This window comes from Collinsella sp. CLA-ER-H3 (assembly GCF_040092425.1).
In the GTDB taxonomy this organism is placed as follows: Bacteria; Actinomycetota; Coriobacteriia; order Coriobacteriales; family Coriobacteriaceae; genus Collinsella.
This window is the reverse complement of sequence record NZ_JBBNLP010000005.1, coordinates 1-24610: the sequence shown is the minus strand read 5'-3', so window position 1 is coordinate 24610 and position 24610 is coordinate 1. Positions and strand designations below refer to the sequence as shown.

Sequence of the window (24610 nt, the reverse complement as noted above, 5' to 3'; positions counted from 1 at the left end):
TAAGTGCTCTTCGGCTCGTGCGGAACTGCGCGTGGAGCAATAACCTAAGCCCTGCGGCGGAAGGGGACTGCGTTTTCGTGCTCCTCTTCGCCCGGGTGCCGTCGGGTCAGGGATGGGCGTCTTCGCTGATAGTCTTTGTTGAGAGAGAGCTGCTTTTATTGCGGCTCTTTCTTTGGTTTTGGGTATATTTGTTCTTGTTGAATTGTTATTGCGGATGGGCTGGGTACTTGGCTTTCCGCTGTTCTTTGTAGCCGTCTCGGCTTTGGTTGAGAGGAGACGATTTTTATGCGTATTGTGTTTATGGGTACGCCCGATTTTGCTGTGCCCTCGCTGACTTCGCTTGTCGAAGCTGACAACGAGATTTCGCTGGTTATTACACGTCCCGATGCTGTTCGTGGGCGTGGTAAGAAGCTTGAGCCGTCTCCTGTTAAGGCTAAGGCGCTTGAGCTGGGGTTGCCGGTTGTTGAGGCTAATCGTATGACGCCTGAGGTTGTTGAGGTGCTCCAGGCTGCCCAGGCTGATATTTTCTGTGTGGCTGCCTATGGTTGCATTTTGCCCGATGAGGTGCTGCATATGGCGCCGCTTGGTATTGTGAATGTTCATGCTTCGCTGCTGCCTCGTTGGCGTGGGGCTGCTCCTATTCAGCGTGCCATTCTTGCTGGTGATGAGATTGCTGGCGTTTCTATCATGCGCATTGGACATGGCGTGGATACTGGTGCTTATTGTGCCCAGGCTTCCACGTCGGTTGCCGGTAGGCATGCTGAGGCGCTGACCATGGAGCTTGCTGAGCTTGGCGGCAAATTGCTTGCCGATACGCTTCCTTCGCTTGCCGATGGCACTGCCGTGTGGACTGAACAGGATGAGTCGCTCGTCACTCATGCTGCCAAGATTTCCAAGCAGGAGATGCGCCTGGATCCGCAGATGGGGGCGCTCGATTGCGTGCGTCATGTGTTCGCTTCGTCCGATACTGCGCCTGCTCGTTGCGTGATTGCCGGCAAGACTGTGCGTGTGCTCGATGCTGCGCCGGCTGATGTGTCGCTTGACGAGGGTCAGGTTCTCATTCAGGCCAAACGTGTTTATCTGGGCCTTTCTGATGCCTCGGTTGAACTGCTCGAGGTTAAGCCTGATGGCAAGCGTGCCATGGCTGCTTCTGCCTGGGCCGCCGGCCTGCAGGGCGCCGATCTTTCGTGGGGTGTTTTGTCATGAGCAAGCTGTCTCCCGCGCGCAAGCTTGCGCTCGATGTGCTAATGGAGGCCGATCGCCGCGGCATGTATGCGCGTGACGTGCTGTCCTCTCGCGCATCGGCCAAGGCTATTGACCAGCGCGATTCCGCTTTTGCCGCTCGCTTGGCGCTGGGTGTTGCCGCCACGCAGGGTATTTTGGACGAGCTGCTCGATCAGTTTCTCGATAAGCCCAAAAAGGTTGCGCCGCGTGTTCGCATGGCGCTTCGCATCTCGGCCTTCGAGATGCTCTACCTGCACACGCCTGGCCGCGTTGCCGTAAGTCAGGGAGTTGAGCTGGTTCGCTGCGGTGCTAAGTCCGCCGCTGGCTTGGCCAATGCTGTACTGCATAAGGTTGCGGACAATGTTGAGGACTTTGCTACTGCGTCCGATGTGGATGAGTCTAAGCGACGCTTGGTTCGTCTGTCGTGCCTGATGGGGCTGCCGCGTTGGCTGTGCGCTCGCATTTTGGCATCGTTCGACACGCCAGAAGGTGCGCTTAACTTTGCCGGCAATCTGGCCCCCGCGCCGCTGGCCCTGCATGAGAACGCCTTTGCGACTAAGTCCGATCCGTATATCTCGCAGCTCGTCGCGCCTGTTTTCCCGGGCTGCCATGCCCCGGTCGATGCTCAAGTTACCGTTGCTTCGGGTGTGTTTGAGCGTGCTGCTGCCGTGGCCTCGGACCTTAACGCCCAGCTTATCGCCACAGCTGCCACGCGCCCTGGTAGCTGCCTTGAGATTGGAGCCGGTCGTGGCACCAAGACCTATGTGATGATGTGCCAGGCCAAGCGTGCGGGCTATGAGCGTCAGCATACGGCGCTCGATTTGCATGATCGCAAGTGCGATCTGAATCTCGCTCGCCTGCATAAGGCCGGTATTCAGGGCGTTCGTACGGTTTCGGGTGATGCCTGCGAGCTTGATGAAGTACTGACGTCGTTTGATGCCATGCTTGGCAAGCCGGTTAAGTTCGACACGGTCTTTATCGATGCGCCGTGCTCTGGCACCGGTACCATGCGTCGTCATCCCGAGATCCCTTGGCGCCTGACCGAAAAAGATGTGACGGTTGAGCTGCCCAAGCTGCAGCTGACGATGCTCAAGGAAGCCGCTGCGCGCGTGGCTGCCGGCGGCGAACTCATCTATGCGACGTGCTCGGTTTTCGACGAGGAGAACACGCAGGTGGTGGACGCTTTCCTGAACTCTTCCGAGGGCGCCGGCTTTAGTGTGGCGCCGCTCTCCGAAGCCCAGATTCTGCAGCTGCCCGAGTTCGCCCAAGCCAAGAAGCTGGTAGCCGTCCGCCAAAACGACCGAGGACTTTTCCAAAGCGTGCCGGTAAACGCCGACTCCTACGACGGCCACTTCTGCGCCAGACTGGTCCACAAGTAATTACTAAGTTGCGGTGAAATAGGGATTGAATATCGGCTTCTATCCGCCAAACAGTCCTTATTTCACCGCAACTCATAAGGAAACCTGGGTAGCTAAAGAAGCAGCCCCGCGATTGGTGTCGGTCGCGGGGCTGATTGGTTTCTAGTGGCTGTGCGGGCAGTTGGCGCAGCAGCCGCTGGTGGCGCTGGTGCTGGAGCCGCCGCTTCGCTGGTCGGTGTTATAGAAACCGCTACCCTCAAATTTAATGCCGCTGGCCGAGAACGTCTTGGCCGCCGGGGCACCGCAGCTCGGGCACACGACCTCGGGAGTCTCGGACATGGGATGCTCAACCTCAAACACGTTGCCGCAGCTCGAGCACTTGTAATCGTAGCGCGCCATATTACTTCCTTTTCAGCACAAAGCGGGCAGATCGCTCTGCCCGCATAAATTCAAACGTTTGTAACTGTACCCTATATCGGGGGTTTTATCACGCTTCGCCCCAGAATCTATGGTTGTTGCGTAGGAGCTGTGCGGTTTTCTTCTCGGCGGCTGCAATGTCCGCCTCGTCAGCTTGCCAGGTCCAGTTGCCCGTGGCCACGCCCGGCACGTTCATACGTGCGTCGTCACCAAGCCCCAGGATATCCTGCAGTGGCATCATCACCAGGGGAGCGTCGCTTGCCAGCGCGTCGCTCATCAGCTTGGCCGCCACGTCAACACCACTCGGTTCATCGCCGCCCGCAAAGGAACGCGTGCACCAACCGGCCAGCGTCGACGTATCGTGCGTCGAGGTGTACAGGATCTTTCCTGGCGTGGGGTGCACACCGCAACGAACGTCGTAATCGCTAAACTCCAGCACATCCATGCCGGGGAAACCACAGGTTGAAGCCATGGCGCGAACACCGGGCGTCAAATAGCCCAGGTCCTCGGCGATAAAGTTGAGCGGACCCAGCTCGTCGTAGGCGGTCTGGAACAGGTCCTTGCCCGGGCCCGCCAGCCAGCGACCGTCGGCGCAAGCCTTGCCCGCGGGGATACTAAAGTAGCTGTGGAAGCCCAGGAAGTGATCCAGACGCACGCGGTCGTAGAGCGAAAACGCACGACGCAGGCGATCCATCCACCAGCTATAGCCGTTCTGCTTCATGTGGTCCCAGCGGAACGTCGGGTTGCCCCACACCTGGCCCTCGGGCGCAAAGTTGTCGGGCGGCGCGCCGGAAATCTCGATTGCCTTACCGGTATCGGACAGCCAGAAGTTCTCGGGTTCGCTCCACGCATCGGCCGAATCGTCCGAGACATACATGGGGATATCGCCGATGACCTCGATTCCTTTCTTGTGCGCATAGTTCATGAGCTCGCACCAGGCCAGGTCAAAGCGATACTGCATATACGCCTGCAGCTCTGCCTCGTCGTGGAAACGCTTGTCGTCAATCAGATGCTCGTTGTAGTGCGCGACATCGGCCGGCCAATCGTGACGCGATTCGCCTTCAAAATGCTTCTTAACGGCCATGTAGACACAGTACTTCTCGAGCCAATCGGCGTTGCGATGCTTAAACGCCGTGTAGAGCGGGTCTGCATCCTCGCCGCCACGAGCCTTCCAAGTCTCAAAGTCGGCCGCCAGCTCCTCTTGGCTCTCGGGCAGCAGGTCAATATTGCCCGCAAAGGCCGAAGGCCCAGCGTAAGGGGAGCGGAAGAAGTCCGTCGGGTTGACGGGCAGAACCTGCCAGTAGCGCATTCCCATGGCGGCCAGATGGTCGATAAAGCGACGTGTGGGTGCACCGATCGTGCCGGGCTTGCCGTCGTCGGTGGGCACCGAGGTGATATGGCACACGACACCCGCGCCATGATCGAGCGGCTCCTGCAGGCGCTGCTCGGCATGGTGATAGATGATCGACGAGCCCAGCGGATACAGATCGAGCGTGACCGTACCGTTGTGGATCTCGCATTCGTGACCGCTGATCACGTCACTCGCACATTCGTCGAGCGCCGGAATCGTCACGCGGTGCGAATTGCGCAGGCTGCGGTTGATGATAACCGTCGCGGACTCGCCGTTCTTGCCCGTGCGGTTGTAGGCCAGCACCTCGTCGTTGAGCGCGAAGGCCTTGATCTCGCCGTCAATCATAAACGGCAGTGCGCGGCGTACGGCGGAGGCGTTCTTGACAATAGCCAGCGTGTCGAAGTCGTGCAGTTGGTCCTTGGTCGGCAGGGTGCGGCGGTTGCCCGGATCGGTAAGGCCCTCCAGGCCGTACTCGTCGCCGTAGTAGATCGAAGGCACGCCGGGGAAGGTCATCTGCATGAGCGTGGCGAGCCAAAAACGGCTCTTGGCCAGTCCCATCGCGTTCTCGTCCAGGCGCCATTTGCTGCGCTCGCACTCGGGCAGCTGCGACTCGTCAGGGCCGCCGCCGAGCACCGAGATGATGCGCGGGCGGTCGTGACTCGAAAGCAGATTGAGTGCGCAGGACAATGCCTCGCTCGGGTAGTTCTCGCGCAGGGTCTCGATATCCTCGGCTGCCTGGTAGGCGTTCTTGTAGCCCATCAAAAAGCCTATGACCATGTCGCGGAAGGGGTAATCCATAGCAGAGTCCAGCTCGGAGCCCTGCAGGTAGCGGCGCAGATGACCGTAGCTTATCTTGTTGGAGGCGTCTTCCCAGACTTCGCCGAGCAACAGTGCGTCGGGCTTTTCGGCAAGTACGGCCTTCTTGATCTCGGCTAGGAAGTCGTCGGAAAGCTCGTCAGCGACGTCCAGGCGCCAACCATGGGCACCGGCGCGCAGCCATTTGCGGATCACGCCGTCCTTGCCCAGGAGCCTCTCGCGCACCAGCTCGGACTTCTCGTTGATGGCTGGCATGTTGCCCACGCCCCACCAGCAGTCGTACGAGCCATCCTCGTGGAAGGTAAACGCATCGCGCCACGGCGAATCCTCGCTCTGCCAGGCACCCACGCCGGGGTAGTTGCCGTAGCGGTTGAAATAGATCGAGTCGTCGCCCGTGTGGTTGAATACGCCGTCCAGGATGATGGAGATGCCCAGCTTCTCGGCTGCCTGGCACAGCTCGGTAAAGTCCTGCTCGGTGCCAAGGATCGGGTCGATCTTGGTGTAGTCGGCCGTGTCGTAGCGGTGGTTGCTCGCGGCTTCAAAGATAGGGTTGAGATAGATGGCCGTAAAGCCCAGCTCGGCGATGCGGGGCAAGTCTTCCTGGATGCCCTTGAGCGAGCCGCCGTAGAAGTCCCAGGTCTTGATGGAGCCGTCCTCGGCGCGCTCGTACACGGGCGGCTCGTTCCAGTCCTCGACCATCCGGCGCTGAATGCCCTTGCGCGGTTTTTCGAGTTGAGCCATTGTGCGCTCGCGCCAATGCTCGTCACGGGCGTAGCGGTCGGGGAAGATCTGGTACACCATGCCTCGCTCGTACCAAGTGGGGCGGTTCTCGCGGTGCTTATAGACGGTAATCTGGAAGGACGGCACCTCGGCGTAGTTGTAGGTTACGCCCTCGCCGCCGGTGCGTCCTTGCGGCGCACCCAGGCGAACCTCGGGCTGACCTTCGATATTGCAGATAAAGCTGTACCACACAAGATACGGGTTAGCGCATTTGAGCTCGCCGGTAAAAATGCCATCGCCCTCGTGTTCCATCGGGATTAGGGTCTCGCCGACTTCATCGACCCAGGTACGCAGGGTGAGTGTTGCCTGGTTGGGATCGGCATCCTCCAAAATCACCGAGAGTGCAACGGAAGTTCCAGTGGTCACAGCGCCAAACGGAGTGCGAAACTGCGGCAGACGGCTGTTGTGAATCAATCTCATAATACGGTCCAGTTCAATAGAATCATGGCCTGCGGGCCATGGGCTTTACGCACAAGTTGTAAGTATATCTGTTGTACACAGGCTGTATAAACAACATCCGTTTACCATCGGCGAACGGTTGTCCTAGAAAATCGTTTTACCAACTATCTACAGAGAAGGGGCGCCCGGTTGGAGCGCCCCTTACTTAGGGTTTGATTAGGTTTTGAATCGTCTGTGGGCTAGCGGCGTTTGCGGGTGGCCGTGGCCTTGCGGACGGACGTCTTCTTGGACGGAGCCTTTTTCTCTGCCGGAGCGGCGGGGGAGACCGGGGTCTCCTTGGCGGGCTCGGGCTTTGCCTCCACCTTCGGGGCAGCCTTAACCTCAGCGGCCTTCGGCGCCGGCTTGGCCTTTACCTCGGCCTTGGGCTCCTCTTTGGTGGCAGCGGACTTGGGCTCTGTCTTGGTAGCTGCGGCCTTGGTCGTGGTCTTTTTGGCCGTCGTCGTGGTGCGCTTGCGCGTGGTGGTCTTGGCGGCCGGCTTCGTCTCGACAGCCGCCTCGGTCTTGGGCTCGACGGGGGTTTCCTCGACCTTGACAGCAGACTTTGCGGCGGCCTTCGAGGTCGTCTTCGCAGCGGCCTTCGTCGCGGCAGCCTTCGTGGTCGTCGACTTCGTTGCCGTGGTCTTCTTGGCTGCCGTTGCCTTCTTGGCGGTCGTGGTCTTGGTCGCGATCGCCTTCTTAGCAGCGGTCTTTGCCGGAACCTTGGCGGCCGGCTGGGCCTCAGCGACCTCGGCCTTTACCTCGGGAGCAGCTTCGGCTTCGGCGGCCTTCTTGGCAGCGGCGGTCGTGCGCTTGCGCGTGGTCGTTGCCTTGGTAGCGGTCGTCTTTGCTGCGGCGGTCTTGGTGGCAGCAGCTTTGGTCGTCGTAGCCTTCTTGGCGGTCGTCTTGCGGGTCGTGGTCTTCTTAACTGCGGGCTTTGCAGCGGGCTTGACCTCGGCCTCTGCCTTAGGAGCAACCTCAGCCTTCACCTCAGGCTCGTCCTTTGCGGGCTCAGCCTCAACCGGCTTCTCCTCGGCCTTGGGCTCCTCAGCGGCCACCGGTTCAGCAACAGTCTCAGGCTCGTCGACAACAGCCGCCGGCCTCTCAATCTCCGGATGCATAAAGAAGTACAGGTCCAGATACTTGTCGGCCGAGCGCGTCCAGCTAAAGTCCTGGCTCATGGCCTGCGTGACCAGCTGGTTCCAGGCGTCGCGGTTATCCCAGAACAGGCGTGCCGCGCGGAACACGGCGTCGCCCATCTCGTCGCCGTTAAAGTTGCTAAACGAGAAGCCCGTGCCCTCGCCGGTAAACTCGTTGTACGGGATCACAGTGTCCTTCAGACCACCGGTCTCGCGAACAATCGGCAGGGTGCCGTAGCGCATGGCGATAATCTGCGACAGGCCGCAGGGCTCAAACTTCGAAGGCATCAGGAACATGTCGGCGGCAGCATACATGCGCTGTGACAGCGCCGGATCAAACTCGATGCGCGCGGCCATGGTGCCGGGGTACTTGTCCTGGAAGTAGCGCAGTCCGTCCTCGTAGTCGCGGTCGCCGGTGCCCAGCACCGCCACCTGCACGCCGCCGGCCAGGATGCGGTCGAGCGCGTACATGACCAGGTCCATGCCTTTCTGGCGCGTCAGACGCGTGACCATGACCATAAGCGGACGGTCGTCGCGAACCTCGAGCCCCAGCTCTTCCTGCAGCTTGGCCTTGCACACGGCCTTGCCGGAACGGTCCTCGACGGTGTAGTTGGCGGCAATGCGCTTGTCGGTCGCCGGGTCAAAGCCCGCGACGTCAATGCCATTCAAAATGCCCTGCAGCGCGTACGAACGCTCGCGCAGAACGCCGTCCAGGCCCTCGCCAAATTCGGGCGTCTGGATCTCGTTGGCATAGGTAGGACTTACCGTAGTGATGGCGTCGGCATAGCGCAGCGCGCCCAGCATGTAGTTGATGCTGCAAGCGTCGCAACGCAGCTGCGAGGCGGCCGCCGGAATATGTGCCACACCCAGGATATCCTCCATCACGGTGTCGCTAAACTGGCCCTGGAACGCCACGTTGTGGATCGAGAACACGGTCTTGACTCGGTCGTACAGCGGCAGGCCCTGGTAGAACTCGCGCAAAAACACGGGCGCCAGTGCCGTCTGCCAGTCGTTGCAGTGTAGGATGTCGCACTCAAAGCCGGCCGGCAGGTGCTGCAGGCTCTCGGTGATGGCCTTGGAGAAGAACGCAAAACGCTCGCCGTCGTCAAAGAAGCCATACGGATAGTCGCGCGCAAAGTAGCGCTCGTTGTCAATGAACATATAGGTGACGCCATCGTGCTCGAGCTTCTCAAGTCCGCAGTACTCATTGCGCCAGCCCAGGCTCACGTAAAAATCGGAGAAGTGCTCCATCTGCGCCTTGTACTCGTCCTTGATGGTGGCGTATTTGGGCACCATCACGATAACCTCGGCGCCGGTGCGCACGAGCGCCGCAGGCAGCGAGCCCGCTACGTCACCCAGGCCACCGGTCTTCACAAACGGTGCGCACTCGGCCGAGGCAAACACGATCTGCATCTTTTTGCTGGAATCAGCCATATTGTCTCCCTGTTGCAATTCGAGAATAGCCGCCTGGCGCTAACCGGGCGGCTATTCTACATGTTACGAGCGATGTTGCGGTGCCAACGTTAACGCACGATGGTGGTATCGGAAGTTAACGGGGCCTTGCCCAGCACCAGGATGTTCTCGGGCGTGCCGCGAAGCTCGGTGTTGGTGGGAACCACGTTGTTCTTGTCCAGGATGGCGTTCTCAACGCGGGCGCCGCTCTTGATGATGCAGCTCTGGTTGATGATCGAGTTGGTCACCGAGGCGCCTTCCTCAACCACAACGCCGCGCGACAGGATCGAGTTGCGCACGGTTCCCTTGATGATGCAGCCGGCCGAGATAATCGAGTTGCAGGCGTGGCTGCCGGTTGCGTAGCGCGAAGGCGGTACGTCGTGGGCCTTGGTTAGGATCGGGCGCTCGGGATCAAAGAGCTGGTCGGCCACGGTCTGGTCGAGCAGGTCCATGCTGCGGCGATACAGCGACTTCTCGCTAAACACGCCCACGACCTCGCCCTTGTATTCGTAGCTGCAAACGTCGATGTTGCCAAAGTCGCCCTGGAGTGCCTCGAGCAGGTCCAGATAGTCGGCGGCCTGGTAGTGGTCGATGATCTCGAGCAGCGTCTCGCGGTTGACGATGCAGCAGTCCATAGAGGCGTTGTCGCCGTACACGACGCCTGCGCTCACGCCCGTCAGGCGGCCGTTCTCGTTAATCTCGAGCTTGGTCTCGTCATCGACGTTGTGCGTGGCCTTGCAGTACACCACGGTCATCTGGGCACCGGAGTTCTCGTGCGCGTCGATGATGGTGTTGAGATCCATGTTAAAGATGATGTTGGTGCCCATCATCACAACGTAGGGCTTATCCGAGCGCTGGAACAGCGTCTTGTTGGAGATGATGTCGCGCAGCAGGAAGCGCATGCCGCCCTTGGTGGTGCCATACGCGTTGCCGGGAACCATGAACAGGCCGCCCTTTTTGCGGTCCAGGCCCCAGTCCTTGCCCGAGCCCACGTGGTCGATCAGCGAGCGGTAGTTGCCCGGCATGACGACGCCGACGGTCTTAATGCCGGCATTCATCATGTTGGACAGCGGGAAATCGATCAGGCGGTAGCGGCCCAAAAACGGAACGGACGCGATGGGGCGGTCCTTGAGCAGAACGCTGCCGTAGGTCGAAGAGTAGTTAGCGGTGATATAACCGATGGCCTTGCGATTGATCATCGGATCATTCCCCCTTCCCGATAACGACGTCATTTCCAACGACGGCCGTATCCTTGGTGGTATCGACAGAGCCGAGCTTCACGCCCTCTTCGACCGTGGAGTTCTCGCCCAAAATAGCGCGGCAGATGTGCGCGCCGCTCTTAACGTGCGCACCCGGCAGCAGCACGGAGTCCTCGACCACGGCGCGCTCCTCAATGATGACATCGGTCGAAAGGATCGAGTGGCGAGCGGTGCCGTAGATCTTGCAGCCGTTGGAGACCAGGCAGTCGTCCAGGCGACCATCCGGACCAATGTAGTGCGGCGGACGCGTGGTGATGTTGGACATGATGGGGAAGTGCTTGTCAAACAGATCGAACTCGGGGTTGTTGCCCAGCAGGTCCATCGAGGTCTCGTGGAAGCTGGCGATGGTGCCGACGTCCTTCCAAAAGCCGTGGAACTCGTAGCTGTACAGGCGCTTGCCCTCGCCGAGCAGCTTGGGGATGATGTCCTTGCCAAAGTCGTGGCTCGAACGCTGGTCCAGAGCATCCTCCTCGAGCGCCTCGATCAGGACGTCGGCCGAGAAGATGTAGATGCCCATGGAGGCGAGGTTCGAATCGGGCTTATCGGGCTTCTCGGTGAACTTGGTGATGCGGCCGTCCTCGGGGTCGGTGGTCAGGATGCCAAAGCGGCTGGCCTCCTCCCAAGGCACGGGCATAACGCTCACCGTGAGGTCGGCGTTGTTCTCAATGTGCGTCTTGAGCATCTTGCGGTAGTCCATGCGATACAGGTGATCGCCCGAAAGAATCAGGACGTACTTGGGGTCGTTGGCCTTGATGTAGTCGAGGTTCTGCGTGATGGCGTCTGCCGTGCCCGCATACCAGGCGCCGCCGGTCTGCGTCTCGTACGGCGGCAGGATCGACACGCCGCCGTCGCGGCTGTCCAGATCCCACGCCTCGCCGGAGCCCACGTAGGCATGCAGCAGGTAGGGGCGATACTGCGTCAGAACGCCCACCGTGTCGATGCCCGAGTTGGAGCAGTTGGAGAGCGAAAAGTCGATAATGCGGAACTTGCCACCAAAGCTAACCGCCGGCTTAGCGATCTTTTGGGTGAGTGCCCCCAATCGGCTGCCCTGTCCTCCTGCGAGGAGCATCGCGATGCATTCTTTCTTACTCATCGATTTCTCCTTCTGTCATCGATGTTCCTAAACCCATTAGCGACGGGCGCGGCGCTCGGTCGTGCCCATCAAGTAATGCCGTGCTGGCATAGGGGAGTTCGCGGCCTTTACGCGTGCCAGATCTCGTCGCGGTACTCGCGAATGGTGCGGTCGCTCGAGAACCAGCCCGAGGAGGCGGTGTTGAGCAGCGCCTTGCGGTTCCAGGTCTCCTGGTCGCCGTAGCTGCCGGTGAGCTTTTCCCATGCATCCACGTAGCTACGGAAGTCAGCCATGACCAGGTCGGGGTCGTTGTTGTTCATGAGCTCGTTGTAGATGCTCTCGAAGTTGCCCGAAAGACCCGCAAAGGTGTTGTCCTTGAGCTCGTCCATCACGCGGCCCAGGCGCTCGCGGTCGCCATTGAGGGTATCCCACGCAAAGTAGGTGTTTGATGCCCAGAGCTGCTCGACCTCGGGAGCGGTCAGGCCAAAGATGGCCTCGTTCTCGCGACCGGCCAGGTCGGCGATCTCGATGTTGGCGCCGTCGAGGGTACCCAGCGTAATGGCGCCGTTCATCATGAGCTTCATGTTGGACGTGCCCGAGGCCTCCTTGCCGGCCGTGGAAATCTGCTCCGAGATCTCGGCGGCAGGGTAGATGAGCTGGGCGTTACTCACGCGGAAGTTAGGGATGAAGCAGATCTTCATGACCTCGTTGACGCGGGCATCGTTATTGATGACCTCGGCCACCGAGTTAATGAGGCGGATGGTCTCCTTTGCAAAGGTGTAGCTCGAGGCGGCCTTGCCGCTAAAGATGAAGGTCGTCGGCGTCACGTGGAAGTTGGGATCGGCGATGCGACGGTTATAGATGTCCATCACCTTCATGATGTTCATGAGCTGGCGCTTGTAGGCATGGAAGCGCTTCACCTGGACATCGAAGACGGTGTTGGGGTCGATGACCAGACCGGTCTCGGCCTTAACGTAGGCGGCCAGACGCTCCTTGTTGGCGCGCTTGGAGGCACCCACGGCCTTCAGGAACTCGGTGTCGTTCTGGAACTCCTTGAGTTTCTCCAGCTCAAAGGCGTCCTTCAGCCAGCCATCGCCAATGGCCTCGGTGACGAGCTTGGCATAGGTGGGGTTGGCCTCGGCAAAGAAGCGACGGTGCGAGATGCCGTTGGTCTTGTTGTTGAACTTCTCGGGCGTAAGGGCATAGAAGTCCTTGAGCACGATGTTCTTGATGATGTCGGAGTGAATCTTTGCCACGCCGTTGACGCTATGGCTGCAGATCACGGACAGGTTGGCCATGCGAATCTCGCCGTCCCACAGAATGGCGGTCTGGCGCAGACGCTCCTGCCAGCCCTCCTGCGTGGTGTCGAACGACTCGTGCCAACGACGGCTGATCTCGTCGATGATCTGGTACACGCGGGGGAGGAGCTTGGAGAACGTGCCGATGGGCCACTTCTCCAGAGCCTCGGGCAGGATGGTGTGGTTAGTGTAGCTCACGACCTGCGTCACGATGTTCCAGGCGTCGGCCCACTCGAGCTTCTTCTCGTCGATGAGGATACGCATGAGCTCGGGGCCGCACATGGCGGGGTGCGTGTCGTTGGTGTGGATGGCCACAAACTGCGGCAGCAGCTCCCAGTTTGCGCCGTGCTCCTTCTCAAAGGTGTCGAGCAGGCTGTAGATGCCGGCCGAGACAAACAGGTACTCCTGCTTCAGGCGCAGCAGACGGCCGTGCTCGCCGGCGTCGTTGGGGTAGAGGATGGCGCTGATGGCCTCGGCCTCGGCGCGCTCGGCATCGGCCAAGGCGTAGTCGCCGCGGTTGAAGGCCTCAAGGTCAAAGTGCTCCTCGACCGGCTCGGCGGCCCAGACGCGCAGCTTGTTGACGGTCTCGCCGGCATAGCCCACCACGGGGATATCGTAAGGGACGGCCAGGATGTCCTGCGTGTCCACCGTGCGGTAGAACGTGCGGCCGTTCTCCTCAAAGCCCTCAACATGGCCACCAAACTTAATGGTCACGGCCTTGTCTTGACGACGGACCTCCCAGGGATAGCCGTGGGTGAGCCACTCGTCGGTGCCCTCGACCTGGCTGCCGTTGACGATCTCCTGCTTAAACAGGCCGTAGCGGTAGCGCATGCCGTTGCCGTAGCCGGCAATGCCCTCGGCTGCCATGGAATCCAGGAAGCATGCGGCCAGACGGCCCAGGCCACCGTTGCCCAGCGCCGGATCGGGCTCCTGGTTCTCGATGACGGACAGGTCAAAACCCATGTCGTCGAGAGCCTCGGCGACCATATCGCGCACGCCAAAGTTAAGCAGGTAGTTGTCGAGCAGGCGGCCGATCAAAAACTCAATCGAGAAGTAGTACACGCGCTTCTTGCCCTCGGCGGTGACGCGGGCGTCACTCTTGGTGGCAACGGTGCGAGCCTTCTCGGCCACGAGCTTTGCCAGGGCGTTAAAGCGGTCGAGGTCGCTGGCGGCCTCGACGCTCTTGCCGCTGATGCTCATGACGGCATCGCGATAGAGCTCGGTAAACTCCTGCTTGTTGTCGAAGATCTTATTCATACGTTCCTTTCCCCCGGGGATGTTTCTCCCGGAACGGTTATGTCTTGTATCCTACGCCCTCGCGGGGCGGGTGATTACAGCTGTAACGGCTTTGTTACGCATCCTTGGCAGATGGCTTAACAGAAGCAGACTTTGCCTTGGTAGCGCCCTTTTTGGCAGCCGGCTTCTTGGCTGCGGCCTTAGCAGCGGGCTTTGCGGCAGCCTTGGCCTTGGCCTTGGTCGTCGTAGCCTTTGCCTTGGCCGGAGTCTTCTTGGCAGCCGCGGGCTTGGGCTTTACTGAAGACGCACGCTTGCGCGTCGTCTTCTTGGGCTCCTCAACCACGGGCGGCTTGTAGCTGCTGGGGCCGCGGCGCTTAAGCACCACACCTGCCAGGCCGGGTACCTTAATCTCGATAGAGTCCATCTGCCCGTTCCAGGGATAGGGCTCGCTCGAGCAGGTGTAGGGCTCTTCGCCGGCGTATCCGCTGCCGCCAAATTCGGGACGGTCGGAGTCAAAGATGACCTCCCAGTCACCCTCGCGCGGCACGCCCACACGGAAGCTCTCATAGCTTGCCGGGTCAAAGTTGATCAGGATTACCAGGTCGTCGTCGACGTCCTCGCCCTGGCGCACAAAGCTCACGATAGACTGCTTGGAGTTATCCGCGTCGATCCAGGTAAAGCCGTCGTCGGTGTAGCCGCGCTCGTATAGGGCCGGCTCGGCGGTGTACAGGTGGTTGAGCGCCTTGATAAACGCCTGATGGTGCGCATGGGTCTCGTACTGCTCGGTCAGGAACCACTGAATGGACTCGTAGTAGCGCCACTCAATAAACTGTCCAATCTCATTGCCCATAAAGTTGAGCTTGGCACCGGGGTGCGTCATTTGGTAGAAAGCCAGCGTGCGCAGGCCAGCAAACTGGCGCCACCAGTCGCCCGGCATACGACCGATGAGCGAGCACTTGCCGTGCACGACCTCGTCGTGGCTCAGCGGGCAAATGAAGTTCTCGGTAAAGGCGTACATGATGGAGAACGTGAGCAGGCCGTGGTTGCCGGGGCGCCACGGAAAATCGGTCTGCATGTAGTGCAGGGTGTCGTTCATCCAGCCCATGTCCCACTTGTAGTGGAAGCCCAGGCCGCCGTCCTGCGGCGGATAGGTCACGAGCGGCCACGCGGTGGACTCCTCGGCCATCATCATCACGTCGGGGTAGTGTGCCTCAACGGCGCAGTTGACCTGACGGATAAACGCGCTGGCGTCCAGGTCCTCCTCGGTACCGTACTTGTTGAACTTCTTTTGGCCGGGATCGTCGATGCCAAAGTTGAGGTACAGCATGCTGGACACGCCGTCCATGCGAATACCGTCAACGTGGAAGTTCTCGAGCCAGTACAGCACGTTGGAGACCAAGAAGGAGCGGACCTCGCCACGGGCGAAGTCAAACTTATGCGTGCCCCAGTTGGGGTGAATCTCATGCTCAAACAGCATGTGGCCGTTAAAGGTGGCAAGGCCGTGGGAGTCGGCGCAAAAACCGCCGGGCACCCAGTCCATGATCACGCCGATGCCTGCCTCGTGGCATGCATCGATAAAGTGCATGAGCTGCTGCGGGTTGCCGTAGCGCGACGTGGCGGCAAAGTAGCCGGACGTCTGGTAGCCCCAGGAGCCATCGAAAGGATGCTCCATGAGCGGCATGACCTCGATATGCGTATAGCCCATGTCGCGCACGTAGTCCACGAGCTCCACCGACAGGTCATCGTAGGTATAGAACTCGCCGCGCTGCGCGGGGAAGGGATCCATGGGGCCGGGGTAGTTGCCGTACTCGTCGGGCTCGCCCTGCGGCGCGTCGCCGTGGCGCTTCCACGAGCCAATATGCACCTCGTAGATGTTAAGGGGCTGCGACATGTGGTTATGGCTAGCGCGGCGCTTGAGCCATGCGGCGTCGTTCCACTTGTAGCCATCGAGGGTCCACAGCACGCTCGCGGTACCCGGAGGGCACTCGGCCTTAAAGGCGTACGGATCGGCCTTGTAGAGCTTTTCGCCCTCGTTGGTCTCGATGAGATACTTATAGAGCTGACCCTGCTCGGCGCCAGGAATAAAACCTTCCCAAATAGCGCTCGTATGCATGGGCACCAGCGGGTTGGCTTGCTCATCCCAATCGTTAAATTCGCCAATGACGTGAACGCTCTTTACGTCGGGCGCCCAAACGCAAAAACGCCAGCCGCGCGTACGGTTCTGCGTGTCGGGGTGCGCGCCCATCTTTTCCCAGCTGCGCTCCCACGTACCGATGCCAAACAGATAGACATCGTCCTTGGTGAGCTCCGGCGCGTGCGGGGCGGCTTTACGGGTAGTAGGCTTTTTGGTTGCTGGCTTTAGCTTTGTATCGCTCACGTTTGATCCCATCATGACGCGGCAGCATGTTGCCTTGGTGACTAGATGCGAAAGGTCCAAGGCTGCACGAATCGAAGGGACGGCGATAGTTCTATGATTCGTTCCACCTCGCGTGCTCGGTGGAACTTTCGGCAGAAACTACGATAACACCTGTACGTTACTTTTATGAAGGAAAGTGGTTTTAGGGCGGCGTTTAATCGATAAGCGCCATGTTTAGACCACTGGCAGAATTGCCGTGGTAAAACTCTTGACAGTTTTACCAATTAGGGTTTCAAGATTGTTAGTCTGACGTTTGGTAAAACGTTTTTAGCAGGATGTTTACCATTTGACATCGAAAGGTTCGTTTATGTCCCAGACCGCTGCTCCCAATGTCACTTTTATTTTCGATTGCGACGGAACACTGGTTAATAGCACCCCCGTTTGGGCCTATGCTCAGCCCAAGTTATTACACCGCCACGGAGTTGACGTAACGGTCGACGATTTTGCCCAATTTGAGCATTTGTCGCTCGAGGACGAGTGCCAGGCCTACCACGACACCTGGGGCATTGGAGCGAATGGCGAGGAGCTGTATCGCGAACTGAGCGACATTCTGATTGATGGGTACTCCAAGGTGCCGCCGCGCGAGGGCCTGCTTGCATTTTTGGATCAGGCGAAGGCGGCGGGCATTGCCATGTGCGTTGCCACGTCCACGCCAGCCGAACTGGTGCAGTCCGCCCTTGCGGGTGCTGGCCTTGATCGCTATATGGAGTTTATTACCACGACGGGCGAGGCGGGACGCTCCAAGCAGTTCCCCGATGTGTATGAGCTCGCGCTGCGCCGCCTGGAGGAGCGCCATAGGCACAAGTTTGAGCGCGCATGGGTGTTTGAGGACGCCGTTTTTGGCCTTAAGAGCTCTGGCGCCGCGGGCTTTAAGCGTGTAGGCATTTATGATCCGCACGGCCGTATGAAGCGCGACGACGTGCGTGCCAACTGCGAGATCTTTATCGACAGCTATGAGGACCTGGATCTGGCCCGCGTGCTTTCGTTTGAGGGCTAGGCGAGTGCTGTGGCTTGCAAGGTATTAGTGGTCTGCGGCTCGCCCGTGGTGGCGAGCGCGGATCTGTTGCGTAGGCTAGCAGGGGAGTGCGACCACGTTGTCGCCGTGGACCGCGGACTCGACGCGCTGCTGGGCGCCGGCCTGAGCTGCGACGTGTATGTGGGGGATGCCGACACGGTGAGCGACGCAGGCCGTGCGTTGGTCGATGCCGCCACCGACTTTGAAGTTGAACGCCACGACCCCTACAAGGACTATACCGATCTGGCGTTGGCGCTCGATTCCGTCCGCCGTCGATGGCTGGGTGCCGAAGTGGTTGCAACCCGCGCTACGGGAGGCCGTCCTGATATGGCGCTTTCCGTACTGGGGCTGCTCGCGGGTTACGAGGATGCCCCTGTCTGGATTGTCGAGGACAAGGTGGTCGCTCGCTTCCTTCGCACAGGCGAATCGTGGACCATCGAGGGCGCCGAAGGCAAGACGTTCTCCATCATCGCCATAGCCCCCAACACCAAGGTAAGCGAACACGGCTTAGAATGGGAGCTAGACCACAGCCCCCTGGGCCTGTTGGCCGACACGGGTATCAGCAACGTCGTCAGGTCAACAGCCACGATCCAAGTCCATACCGGCACCGCCATTGCTTACCTATATCAATAGGCATTTAGAATCTGACCCAAAATAGTCCTTGCACGCCGTGCCAACTTCCCCTATAGTATCTCCACGTCATGGGGGCGTAGCTCAGCTGGGAGAGCGCTTGACTGGCAGTCAAGAGGTCAGGGGTTCGATCCCCCTCGTCTCCACCATCGTGAATGTTAAGGCCTTCGGTATTCCGAAGGCCTTTTTTCATGTCAAAATACCTCGCACCATAAACCCATACCCACATCAACAAAAAGTTGCACAATTTATTTCCCATGTCTGTACATAGTTTGTTGTCCATACGCAATTACCAGTGCAGCTCGCTGCTCCAGTTGGGCTTCAGGAACGCTCTCAATTATTTCAAGCACCACAATAACCTGCGCCAACGTGAACAACATCCCAAAACAACCCCCTTAAGCACGTCAAATGAACGATATGTTGTCCAACGCAGCCCAAATCAGTTTCACTAACAGCTTGTGCTAGGATACCTAACGTTACATGAGTTCAACTGTGCTCACGGCTCCAGCAAGTCACAAAGCGCAGGGTCGATCAGCATCCGGCCGTAACGGCGGTGTTAGAAAAACCACGAGCTCCAATATCGATTGCCATGCACGTTTTGTACTTGCTTTTGCGGCTAATTAATTAGTTCGCTTTAGGAAGTGCAATAAGTTGATTTGGCAAACCACAGCAGTCCAACAGCTGTTTGCGTGCGGTCCAGTTTCGTACCTGCTTGACTGGCTCGCACGCAGCCAACTGGGACGCGGTCATTTTGCGATATACGTCCGCGCCTCTAGCAACTGCATTTGTACATACCGTTCACGGTGGGGCAGAGCCACGTGCTTGTCTGACTGGGCTCAGGGTTTGAATATGGAGCGTCTACGCGCAAAGCGCCCTGGCGAAGCCATACCCAAACCCCGTGAGCCACACGTAAGACAGCAAGGGGGTGGTGCTCGTGTGGTATGTGATCCAGGTCATTAACGGTCGCGAAGACGTAATGCGCGAGCGCATCGAGCGTATGGTACCGGCGAGCGCCATGCAGGAACTCTTTTATCCCCAATATCAAACCGAGATTAAGGTACACGGCGAATGGGTCAACACGACCAAGCCTCTGTTCCCCGGTTATCTCATCTGCGATACGTCAGACCCTCGCACCGTGCAACAGTATCTGCTGCGCATGGACGACTTTGCCCGGGTGCTTGCCCAGGACGGTCAGTTTGTGCCGCTGGCAAAAGAAGAGGCCCAACTCATAAGCAGCTTTACGCATAGGGGAGACCGCGTAGTGCCCATGAGTGAGGCCCTAAAAAACGGCGACCAGGTCGTAGTAACGGCTGGTCCACTGCTGGGCCACGAAGGCCTCATCAAAACCATTAATAGACGCAAGTGCACTGCTTATTTGGAGCTCGACCTGTGCGGCCGGCGCGTAACCACCCGCGTTGGCCTTGCCGTTCTTTCAAACGAGCAGCGCGTCATGCGCAACTTTAAAAAGGCGATCGCCTAGCTGCAGACGGTCGCTACACAGAACAGGGAGGATCCCCGACCCGGGGACGAAGTGTTGGAAGAGAACGTGTCGGATAAAACTGAATATATAACTGATGTTCCTTGTGGTACGTCAATGATCGGTCAAGTCATTGATCGGCAGGATGGCTCTCATGCTCCTGTGGCGACGGAATTTCCGCCTCCCGTCGAGAACCCTGCTCCGGCGCAAGGTTTCGTAGCGACAGGAAGCTATAAGGCACCCGCTGCCGATCCCAATGCTGCTGCTCCCAAGAAAGGTGGGCCAGGCTACTTTGCCTTCAAGCGAGCCTTTGACATCGTGTTCTCTGCTGGCGTCTGTGTGGTATTGGCTATCCCCGTCGTAGCCGCATGCATCGCCATAGAGATTGACTCTCCCGGCATGCCGTTTTTTCGCCAAAAGCGAGTCGGTAAGGGCGGCAAGCCTATCTATATCTTCAAACTCCGAACCATGGTCTCTGATGCTCACGAGCATCCTGAGAAGTACATGACTCCCGAGCAGTTGGCGCAATGGCAGCGCGAACAAAAGGTTGACGATGACCCTCGCATTACGCGCGTTGGTCGTTTTCTACGTCACACTTCGCTCGACGAATTGCCGCAGTTCATCAACGTTCTTATAGGGGATTTATCCGTTATTGGACCAAGGCCTGTGACGCTCGAAGAAACCTACGAGTACGGTGACGCTCGCGACGAAGTTCTTGCTTGTAAGCCGGGCATTACTGGCTGGTGGGCCGCAACGGATCGTAATGACTCGACTTGGGGGAGTGGTCAGCGACAGGCCCGTGAACTCTTCTACGTTCGTCATCAGTCGCTTGGACTTGACGCCCGCGTGTTCGTCAAAACGTTCAAGGCGATGAGGAGGGGAAAATAATAATGCAATACCCTGCCTATACTGTACTTATGAGCCTGTATGCTAAGGAGCGCCCAGAGTACCTTAAAGAGTCGATTGACAGCATGCTTGCTCAGACCGTGCCGCCGACTGAAATTGTCATGGTCAAAGATGGTCCATTGACGGACGAACTGGAAGCCGTGCTTCTGGATTATGACTCCGCACACCCCAAATTGTTCAACTTCGTTTCGTACGCTAAGAACCGCGGTCTCGGATATGCCCTGCAGCAGGGCATGCTCGCCTGCTCCAACGAGATTGTCGCTCGCATGGACACCGATGACGTTGCCCGACCCGACCGCATGGAGAAGCAGCTCGCCGCCCTAGATGGCGGTCTCGACATGGTCGGCAGCGATGTTTCCGAGTTCATTGATTCGCCCGACAAGCCCGTAGCCACAACCGAACTACCTAAAGGCTTAGATGCAATCCTTGCCTACTCCAAGAGACGCAATCCCTTTCGTCACCCTCCCATGACGTTTAGAAAGTCAAAGGTGATGGAAGCGGGCAACTACAGTTCAGACTTCCTCTATTTTGAGGACTGGGACCTCTTCAACAGAATGCTCGCGTGCGGCTGCCGTGCGGACAATTTGGGTGAGCCCTTAGTTGCCATGCGCGTAAGCGAGGACTTCTACGCCCGCAGGGGCGGAGTTCAGTACCTCAAGTACGCCAAGGCCTTCAAGAGAGCGCAGGTAGAGCGGGGCTATTTCACTGAACGCGACTATGTCTGCTCATATGTGCCGCACGCGCTGGTCTGCCTTATGCCCAATTCGCTGAGGTCGCTGATCTATCGAATTCTTCTACGGAGGGCGTAGCAAAATGGCTTCCGAAGTCGATTACCCTCTGGTAAGCATTATCGTCCCCATGTACAACGTGGGGAAGTTCGCACTTCCTTGTGTGAGGTCGCTGCTCAGTCAGACGTATCCGAACATCGAGATTCTTATCGTGGACGACGGCTGCACAGATAATACTATAGATTTGATTGAAGACACCGTCGGAGACGACCCACGCGTTGTGATTCACCATAAGGAGAACGGGGGTCTCTCTTCCGCTCGCAATTATGGCACGCAACGATGCCGCGGCAACTATCTCATGTATGTTGACGGAGACGACCTCATCGACCCGCGAACCATTGAGCTTATGGTTGAAGCTGCCCTGAAATACCAGGTGACTCTTGTTGCAGGGTCTTTCGCCAAGACGCCCCTTCTCGAGAACTACGAGATTGAGCAGGCTGCTGAGTTCAAGGTGGAGTCCGGTGCTGAGCGTTTTAGGAAGCTGCTTTTATTCAACGGGGAGAGTGGCTCAGCGTGCGGCAAGCTCTTCGCCCGGTCCCTGATCCCTTGCCTTGCCTTTCCCGAGGGGCAGCTTTTCGAAGACATGGGCGTGATCGCCTCTATCTGTTCGCGTGTCGGGGAGATTGCCTTTTCTGATGCTCCTTTCTACGCGTATGTAACGAGACCCGGCTCCATCACCACGTTTAAGAAGCAGGGCCCCAAGCACGCGCAAGACATGGATGAGACTATCGAGACCGTGCGACTAATTGCCGGGAGCGGCTTTAAAGACGAGTTTGAGTGCTTTCGAGCTTACTGTACGCTGCGCGTCGCTATGCGCGTCGACCTTGATGCCTTTGGCGACAGGGCTGAAGGGCGGTCGTATCTGAAGCGTGCTCGCGAGCTTGTGGGGCGAGCTTCACGGAGCCCTTTGGCGTCCCGTACCTGGAGGCTGCGGTGCATGCTCTTCGCGATCTCCCCAAAGGCGCACAACGCCTTCTACGCCTTCTACGCCGCAGTCTCGGGCAAAGCAATTGGATAAACCCCAAGAAATTAAGGGTTGATAAGGTGAGATTTTGTGCAATCGTTCCCGAATGCAACGTCGAGAACTTTTTTGGCGAGTGCTTGGCTAGCATCGCACGTCAGGACCACTTTGAGTACGAGGTCGTCATTGTCGACGACGGATCGACTAACGGCATCTCTGAGGGCTATGTACAACTTGCTGAGCAGGTGCAGTGATGCAGATCTATCTAGTTGCGTTTGCATTCCATATTGCTTTGCTTTATCTCTCAGCGCGCATCGGTGATAAGCGAGTTGGGCTTGTCCTCGCGATAATATCGGTTCTGCCCCTTTGTGTAGTGGCGGGTGCTAGAGATATAACCGTTGGAACAGATACTTCGGCATATCCTCTAAGCTGTTTTAATGCGTCTCAAGTTTATTCGCCTATAGGAGCCCTCGGCGCTTGCTCGGATCAAGAGCCGATTTTTGTGCTTTTATTCTGGTTTCTAGGGAGATTGACTGGCGATTTCAACGCAGTGCTTTTCTTCTGTGAGGTAATTATTTTTCTTCCTTATGTTCTGGTTGCAAAAAAACAATTTCCTCAAGGGTATCCTGTCATCGGATTCTTTCTTTGTTTCATTGTCTTTGGATACACGCTAAACATACTCAGGCAGTGCCTAGCCACAAGCATGCTCGTCTTGATGGTTTATGAGCTGATTCACGGGAAAAATCTACCTGCTTTTGTTTTTTTGGCGATTGCCGTTGGTTTTCATAAGATGTCAATTGTGGGCATTTTTGTTTGGGTTATCTACATTGCTTGTTGCGAGAGCAGGGGTGTTCGCTCATCCAAAACTCTTGCTATGTTGTTTTGCTTCGGCATTGCCGTCTGTGCTGTCAGTGCAGTTTTGATTGGGCCAGATTTAATGGATCTGGTCTCGTCCTTTACGTCGTCATATTCGTTTCAAGTGAAACATGCTGGAATGGGTTCACTGAACAATACGATGTTAATTTACCTGCTTTTTTGTATGATTATGTTGTTTTTGGGCCATAAAAGTTCAATGGGACCTGCTAATCGGGAGATGCTTAATTTTTACATCTGCTGCGGCGTATCCTCGGCTGTGTTCGCTCAGTTTGCAAGCATAAGTCCCGAGTTGATTAGACTCAGTTTCCCATTTCTTTTTATCTCGGGATTCCTCTATCCATTTTTATCGGAGAACCTTGGTAACGAGCGTTTGCTATCCGGGGTACTTGCAATTACTTTTTGCGTGCTCTATTTCGCTATCACATTCGTATTTGGCGGCAGCTGCAATCTTTTCCCGTATTCCTCAGCGCTTTTAGGAGTCTTTTATGCTTGATGAGAAGCCCGATATTTCCATTATCGTGCCTGTCTACAATACCGAAAGCTTCCTACCAGCCTGCTTGGAGTCTATTGATGCCCAAGGGCGAGGAGCGTATGAGGTTATCCTTGTTGACGATGGCTCAGCTGATGGGTCACCTAAGATATGTGACGATTATTGCAAAGGGAACAAAAAGGCCTTCGTAATCCACAAGGATAACGAAGGCTTATTAGCCGCGCGGCGGGACGGCCTTCGTAGGGCGAAGGGGCGCTATGTCCTCGCTCTTGATTCTGACGATTGTCTTCTGGCGGGATGTCTCAAGAAAGTCTGCTCTGCCATCACATCGTCAAATGCGGATATCATTTCTTTCGATTTCACCATGAAACTAGATCCTGTTCGGCCATCGTTGAAGGCCTGCATTTCTCCTGGGATACATGTTGGCGGAGATTTTGATGCCATTAGAAGTATGTTATGCGGCTGCGATTTCAACAGCGTTTGGAATAAGGTTATTCGCACCGATTTGTTCCCTGGATATGATTGGTATACAAACCGGATTGGCCTTATGCACGGAGAGGACCTTTGTCAGCTGCTTCCCGTCTTCGATAAGGCGCGTAGCCTCTTTCATATTGATGAGCCCCTCTATTATTACCGACAGCATGACTCTAACAGTACGAAAGTATTCCAAGAAAAGCAGGTGGCCGATTGGGGCCGAGTGTGCGATGAAATGCTTCAGTACGCGGCAAGATGGTCGAAAAGCGCGCATCTAAATGCAAGGCGCGGCATTTGTCAGCATTATTGCGATCTCGATGAGATCCTGTGGCGTTGCGATCTGGATGATGAGGCAAAAAATACATTCGATAAAATGATCAAACTTGAGTATCGTAAGCGCGTTAGCGGCTTCCCCGATTTAGTTCATAGCATGGTTTTGTCGAATAACGTCATTGTTTCTTCAACTTCCCGCAAGGCGCTTGGCGTTTTCAAGGCTATTCGGCGGAGTTCTATATAGTACGCCTTGCATCTTTATTGCCTTCTTTCTGCGGGGCTATTGCATTTAGGTATTTCATCCCCCCCTTCAAGTCCATTGGAGTTGCGAAATTGCGGTTTGGGGGTGCGGACAGAAAGTTGGACCGCGGGGCGGTCCGGACTGGAGGTTCGCATGTACAGCAGGGAGAAGGTCGAGCTCTTCCTCCTGGCGACGGAGGACGGCATGGGGCCGACCGCCGCCGCGA

18 protein-coding genes and 1 tRNA gene are annotated in these 24610 nt (G+C 57.6%); 12 read left to right on the top strand and 7 right to left on the bottom strand.

Annotated features, from left to right (window positions below):
- Positions 1–285 precede the first annotated feature (285 nt).
- Both fmt and AAAX32_RS05340 read left to right on the top strand, forming a co-directional pair.
- The gene (gene fmt, locus AAAX32_RS05345; RefSeq protein ID WP_349100211.1) at positions 286–1206 is read left to right on the top strand and encodes a methionyl-tRNA formyltransferase; all 921 of its coding nucleotides are present in this window, start codon (positions 286–288) and stop codon (positions 1204–1206) included.
- Positions 1203–2603, top strand: a complete 1401-nt coding sequence (locus AAAX32_RS05340; protein ID WP_349100210.1) for a transcription antitermination factor NusB — start codon at positions 1203–1205, stop codon at positions 2601–2603. The genes fmt and AAAX32_RS05340 overlap by 4 nt, the downstream gene beginning before the upstream one ends.
- A 141-nt stretch (positions 2604–2744) precedes the next feature.
- On the opposite strand, the gene AAAX32_RS05335 is transcribed toward AAAX32_RS05340, so the two are convergent.
- The 7 genes from AAAX32_RS05335 to glgB form a co-directional block, all read right to left on the bottom strand.
- On the bottom strand, positions 2745–2981 hold the full coding sequence (locus AAAX32_RS05335) for an FmdB family zinc ribbon protein (RefSeq protein ID WP_055310612.1): 237 nt from the start codon (positions 2979–2981) through the stop codon (positions 2745–2747).
- 88 nt (positions 2982–3069) lie between these two features.
- The gene (locus AAAX32_RS05330; protein ID WP_349100209.1) at positions 3070–6366 is read right to left on the bottom strand and encodes a 4-alpha-glucanotransferase; all 3297 of its coding nucleotides are present in this window, start codon (positions 6364–6366) and stop codon (positions 3070–3072) included.
- Between the two features lie 218 nt (positions 6367–6584).
- Positions 6585–8954, bottom strand: a complete 2370-nt coding sequence (glgA, locus tag AAAX32_RS05325; protein ID WP_349100208.1) for a glycogen synthase GlgA — start codon at positions 8952–8954, stop codon at positions 6585–6587.
- 89 nt (positions 8955–9043) lie between these two features.
- Positions 9044–10171: a glucose-1-phosphate adenylyltransferase subunit GlgD gene (gene glgD / locus AAAX32_RS05320; protein WP_138112505.1), complete on the bottom strand. Its 1128-nt coding sequence runs from the start codon at positions 10169–10171 to the stop codon at positions 9044–9046.
- A gap of 4 nt (positions 10172–10175) precedes the next feature.
- The gene (locus AAAX32_RS05315; protein WP_006233920.1) at positions 10176–11324 is read right to left on the bottom strand and encodes a glucose-1-phosphate adenylyltransferase; all 1149 of its coding nucleotides are present in this window, start codon (positions 11322–11324) and stop codon (positions 10176–10178) included.
- Between the two features lie 107 nt (positions 11325–11431).
- Positions 11432–13858: a glycogen/starch/alpha-glucan phosphorylase gene (locus tag AAAX32_RS05310; RefSeq protein WP_349100207.1), complete on the bottom strand. Its 2427-nt coding sequence runs from the start codon at positions 13856–13858 to the stop codon at positions 11432–11434.
- 94 nt (positions 13859–13952) lie between these two features.
- Positions 13953–16229, bottom strand: coding sequence for a 1,4-alpha-glucan branching protein GlgB (glgB, locus tag AAAX32_RS05305; RefSeq protein WP_349100289.1), 2277 nt, complete (start codon positions 16227–16229; stop codon positions 13953–13955).
- Positions 16230–16560: 331 nt separating this feature from the next.
- Here glgB and AAAX32_RS05300 point away from each other — a divergent pair, with 331 nt between their 5' ends.
- From AAAX32_RS05300 to AAAX32_RS05255, 10 genes are all read left to right on the top strand, one after another.
- Positions 16561–17250, top strand: coding sequence for an HAD family phosphatase (locus AAAX32_RS05300; RefSeq protein ID WP_349100206.1), 690 nt, complete (start codon positions 16561–16563; stop codon positions 17248–17250).
- Positions 17251–17259: 9 nt separating this feature from the next.
- Positions 17260–17901, top strand: a complete 642-nt coding sequence (locus tag AAAX32_RS05295; protein WP_349100205.1) for a thiamine diphosphokinase — start codon at positions 17260–17262, stop codon at positions 17899–17901.
- A gap of 70 nt (positions 17902–17971) precedes the next feature.
- Positions 17972–18047, top strand: a tRNA-Ala gene (locus AAAX32_RS05290).
- A 785-nt stretch (positions 18048–18832) separates the two neighbouring features.
- The gene (loaP, locus tag AAAX32_RS05285) at positions 18833–19378 is read left to right on the top strand and encodes an antiterminator LoaP (RefSeq protein WP_349100204.1); all 546 of its coding nucleotides are present in this window, start codon (positions 18833–18835) and stop codon (positions 19376–19378) included.
- A 54-nt stretch (positions 19379–19432) separates the two neighbouring features.
- Positions 19433–20263: a sugar transferase gene (locus AAAX32_RS05280; protein WP_349100203.1), complete on the top strand. Its 831-nt coding sequence runs from the start codon at positions 19433–19435 to the stop codon at positions 20261–20263.
- Positions 20264–20265: 2 nt separating this feature from the next.
- Positions 20266–21090: a glycosyltransferase gene (locus tag AAAX32_RS05275; protein ID WP_349100202.1), complete on the top strand. Its 825-nt coding sequence runs from the start codon at positions 20266–20268 to the stop codon at positions 21088–21090.
- Between the two features lie 4 nt (positions 21091–21094).
- Positions 21095–22087 (top strand): glycosyltransferase family 2 protein, encoded by a 993-nt coding sequence (locus AAAX32_RS05270; protein WP_349100201.1) that lies wholly within the window; start codon positions 21095–21097, stop codon positions 22085–22087.
- A 26-nt stretch (positions 22088–22113) separates the two neighbouring features.
- Positions 22114–22284 carry a glycosyltransferase gene (locus AAAX32_RS05265; protein WP_161145327.1) on the top strand — a complete coding sequence of 57 codons (171 nt, stop codon included), beginning with the start codon at positions 22114–22116 and terminating at the stop codon, positions 22282–22284.
- Positions 22284–23399, top strand: a complete 1116-nt coding sequence (locus AAAX32_RS05260) for an EpsG family protein (protein WP_349100200.1) — start codon at positions 22284–22286, stop codon at positions 23397–23399. The genes AAAX32_RS05265 and AAAX32_RS05260 overlap by 1 nt, the downstream gene beginning before the upstream one ends.
- Positions 23392–24387: a glycosyltransferase family 2 protein gene (locus AAAX32_RS05255; protein WP_349100199.1), complete on the top strand. Its 996-nt coding sequence runs from the start codon at positions 23392–23394 to the stop codon at positions 24385–24387. Before AAAX32_RS05260 ends, AAAX32_RS05255 begins: the two co-directional genes overlap by 8 nt.
- Positions 24388–24610 lie beyond the last annotated feature (223 nt).

Excerpts from the sequence above, each read along its gene's own strand:
- AAAX32_RS05315 (WP_006233920.1), bottom strand. The coding sequence starts at position 11,324 with ATGAGTAAGAAAGAATGCATCGCGATGCTCCTCGCAGGAGGACAGGGC.
- glgB (WP_349100289.1), bottom strand. The coding sequence starts at position 16,229 with ATGATGGGATCAAACGTGAGCGATACAAAGCTAAAGCCAGCAACCAAA.
- AAAX32_RS05270 (WP_349100201.1), top strand. The coding sequence starts at position 21,095 with ATGGCTTCCGAAGTCGATTACCCTCTGGTAAGCATTATCGTCCCCATG.
- AAAX32_RS05275 (WP_349100202.1), top strand. The coding sequence starts at position 20,266 with ATGCAATACCCTGCCTATACTGTACTTATGAGCCTGTATGCTAAGGAG.
- AAAX32_RS05340 (WP_349100210.1), top strand. The coding sequence starts at position 1,203 with ATGAGCAAGCTGTCTCCCGCGCGCAAGCTTGCGCTCGATGTGCTAATG.
- AAAX32_RS05330 (WP_349100209.1), bottom strand. The coding sequence starts at position 6,366 with ATGAGATTGATTCACAACAGCCGTCTGCCGCAGTTTCGCACTCCGTTT.
- fmt (WP_349100211.1), top strand. The coding sequence starts at position 286 with ATGCGTATTGTGTTTATGGGTACGCCCGATTTTGCTGTGCCCTCGCTG.
- AAAX32_RS05260 (WP_349100200.1), top strand. The coding sequence starts at position 22,284 with ATGCAGATCTATCTAGTTGCGTTTGCATTCCATATTGCTTTGCTTTAT.
- AAAX32_RS05300 (WP_349100206.1), top strand. The coding sequence starts at position 16,561 with ATGTCCCAGACCGCTGCTCCCAATGTCACTTTTATTTTCGATTGCGAC.
- glgA (WP_349100208.1), bottom strand. The coding sequence starts at position 8,954 with ATGGCTGATTCCAGCAAAAAGATGCAGATCGTGTTTGCCTCGGCCGAG.
- AAAX32_RS05335 (WP_055310612.1), bottom strand. The coding sequence starts at position 2,981 with ATGGCGCGCTACGATTACAAGTGCTCGAGCTGCGGCAACGTGTTTGAG.
- glgD (WP_138112505.1), bottom strand. The coding sequence starts at position 10,171 with ATGATCAATCGCAAGGCCATCGGTTATATCACCGCTAACTACTCTTCG.
- AAAX32_RS05310 (WP_349100207.1), bottom strand. The coding sequence starts at position 13,858 with ATGAATAAGATCTTCGACAACAAGCAGGAGTTTACCGAGCTCTATCGC.
- AAAX32_RS05255 (WP_349100199.1), top strand. The coding sequence starts at position 23,392 with ATGCTTGATGAGAAGCCCGATATTTCCATTATCGTGCCTGTCTACAAT.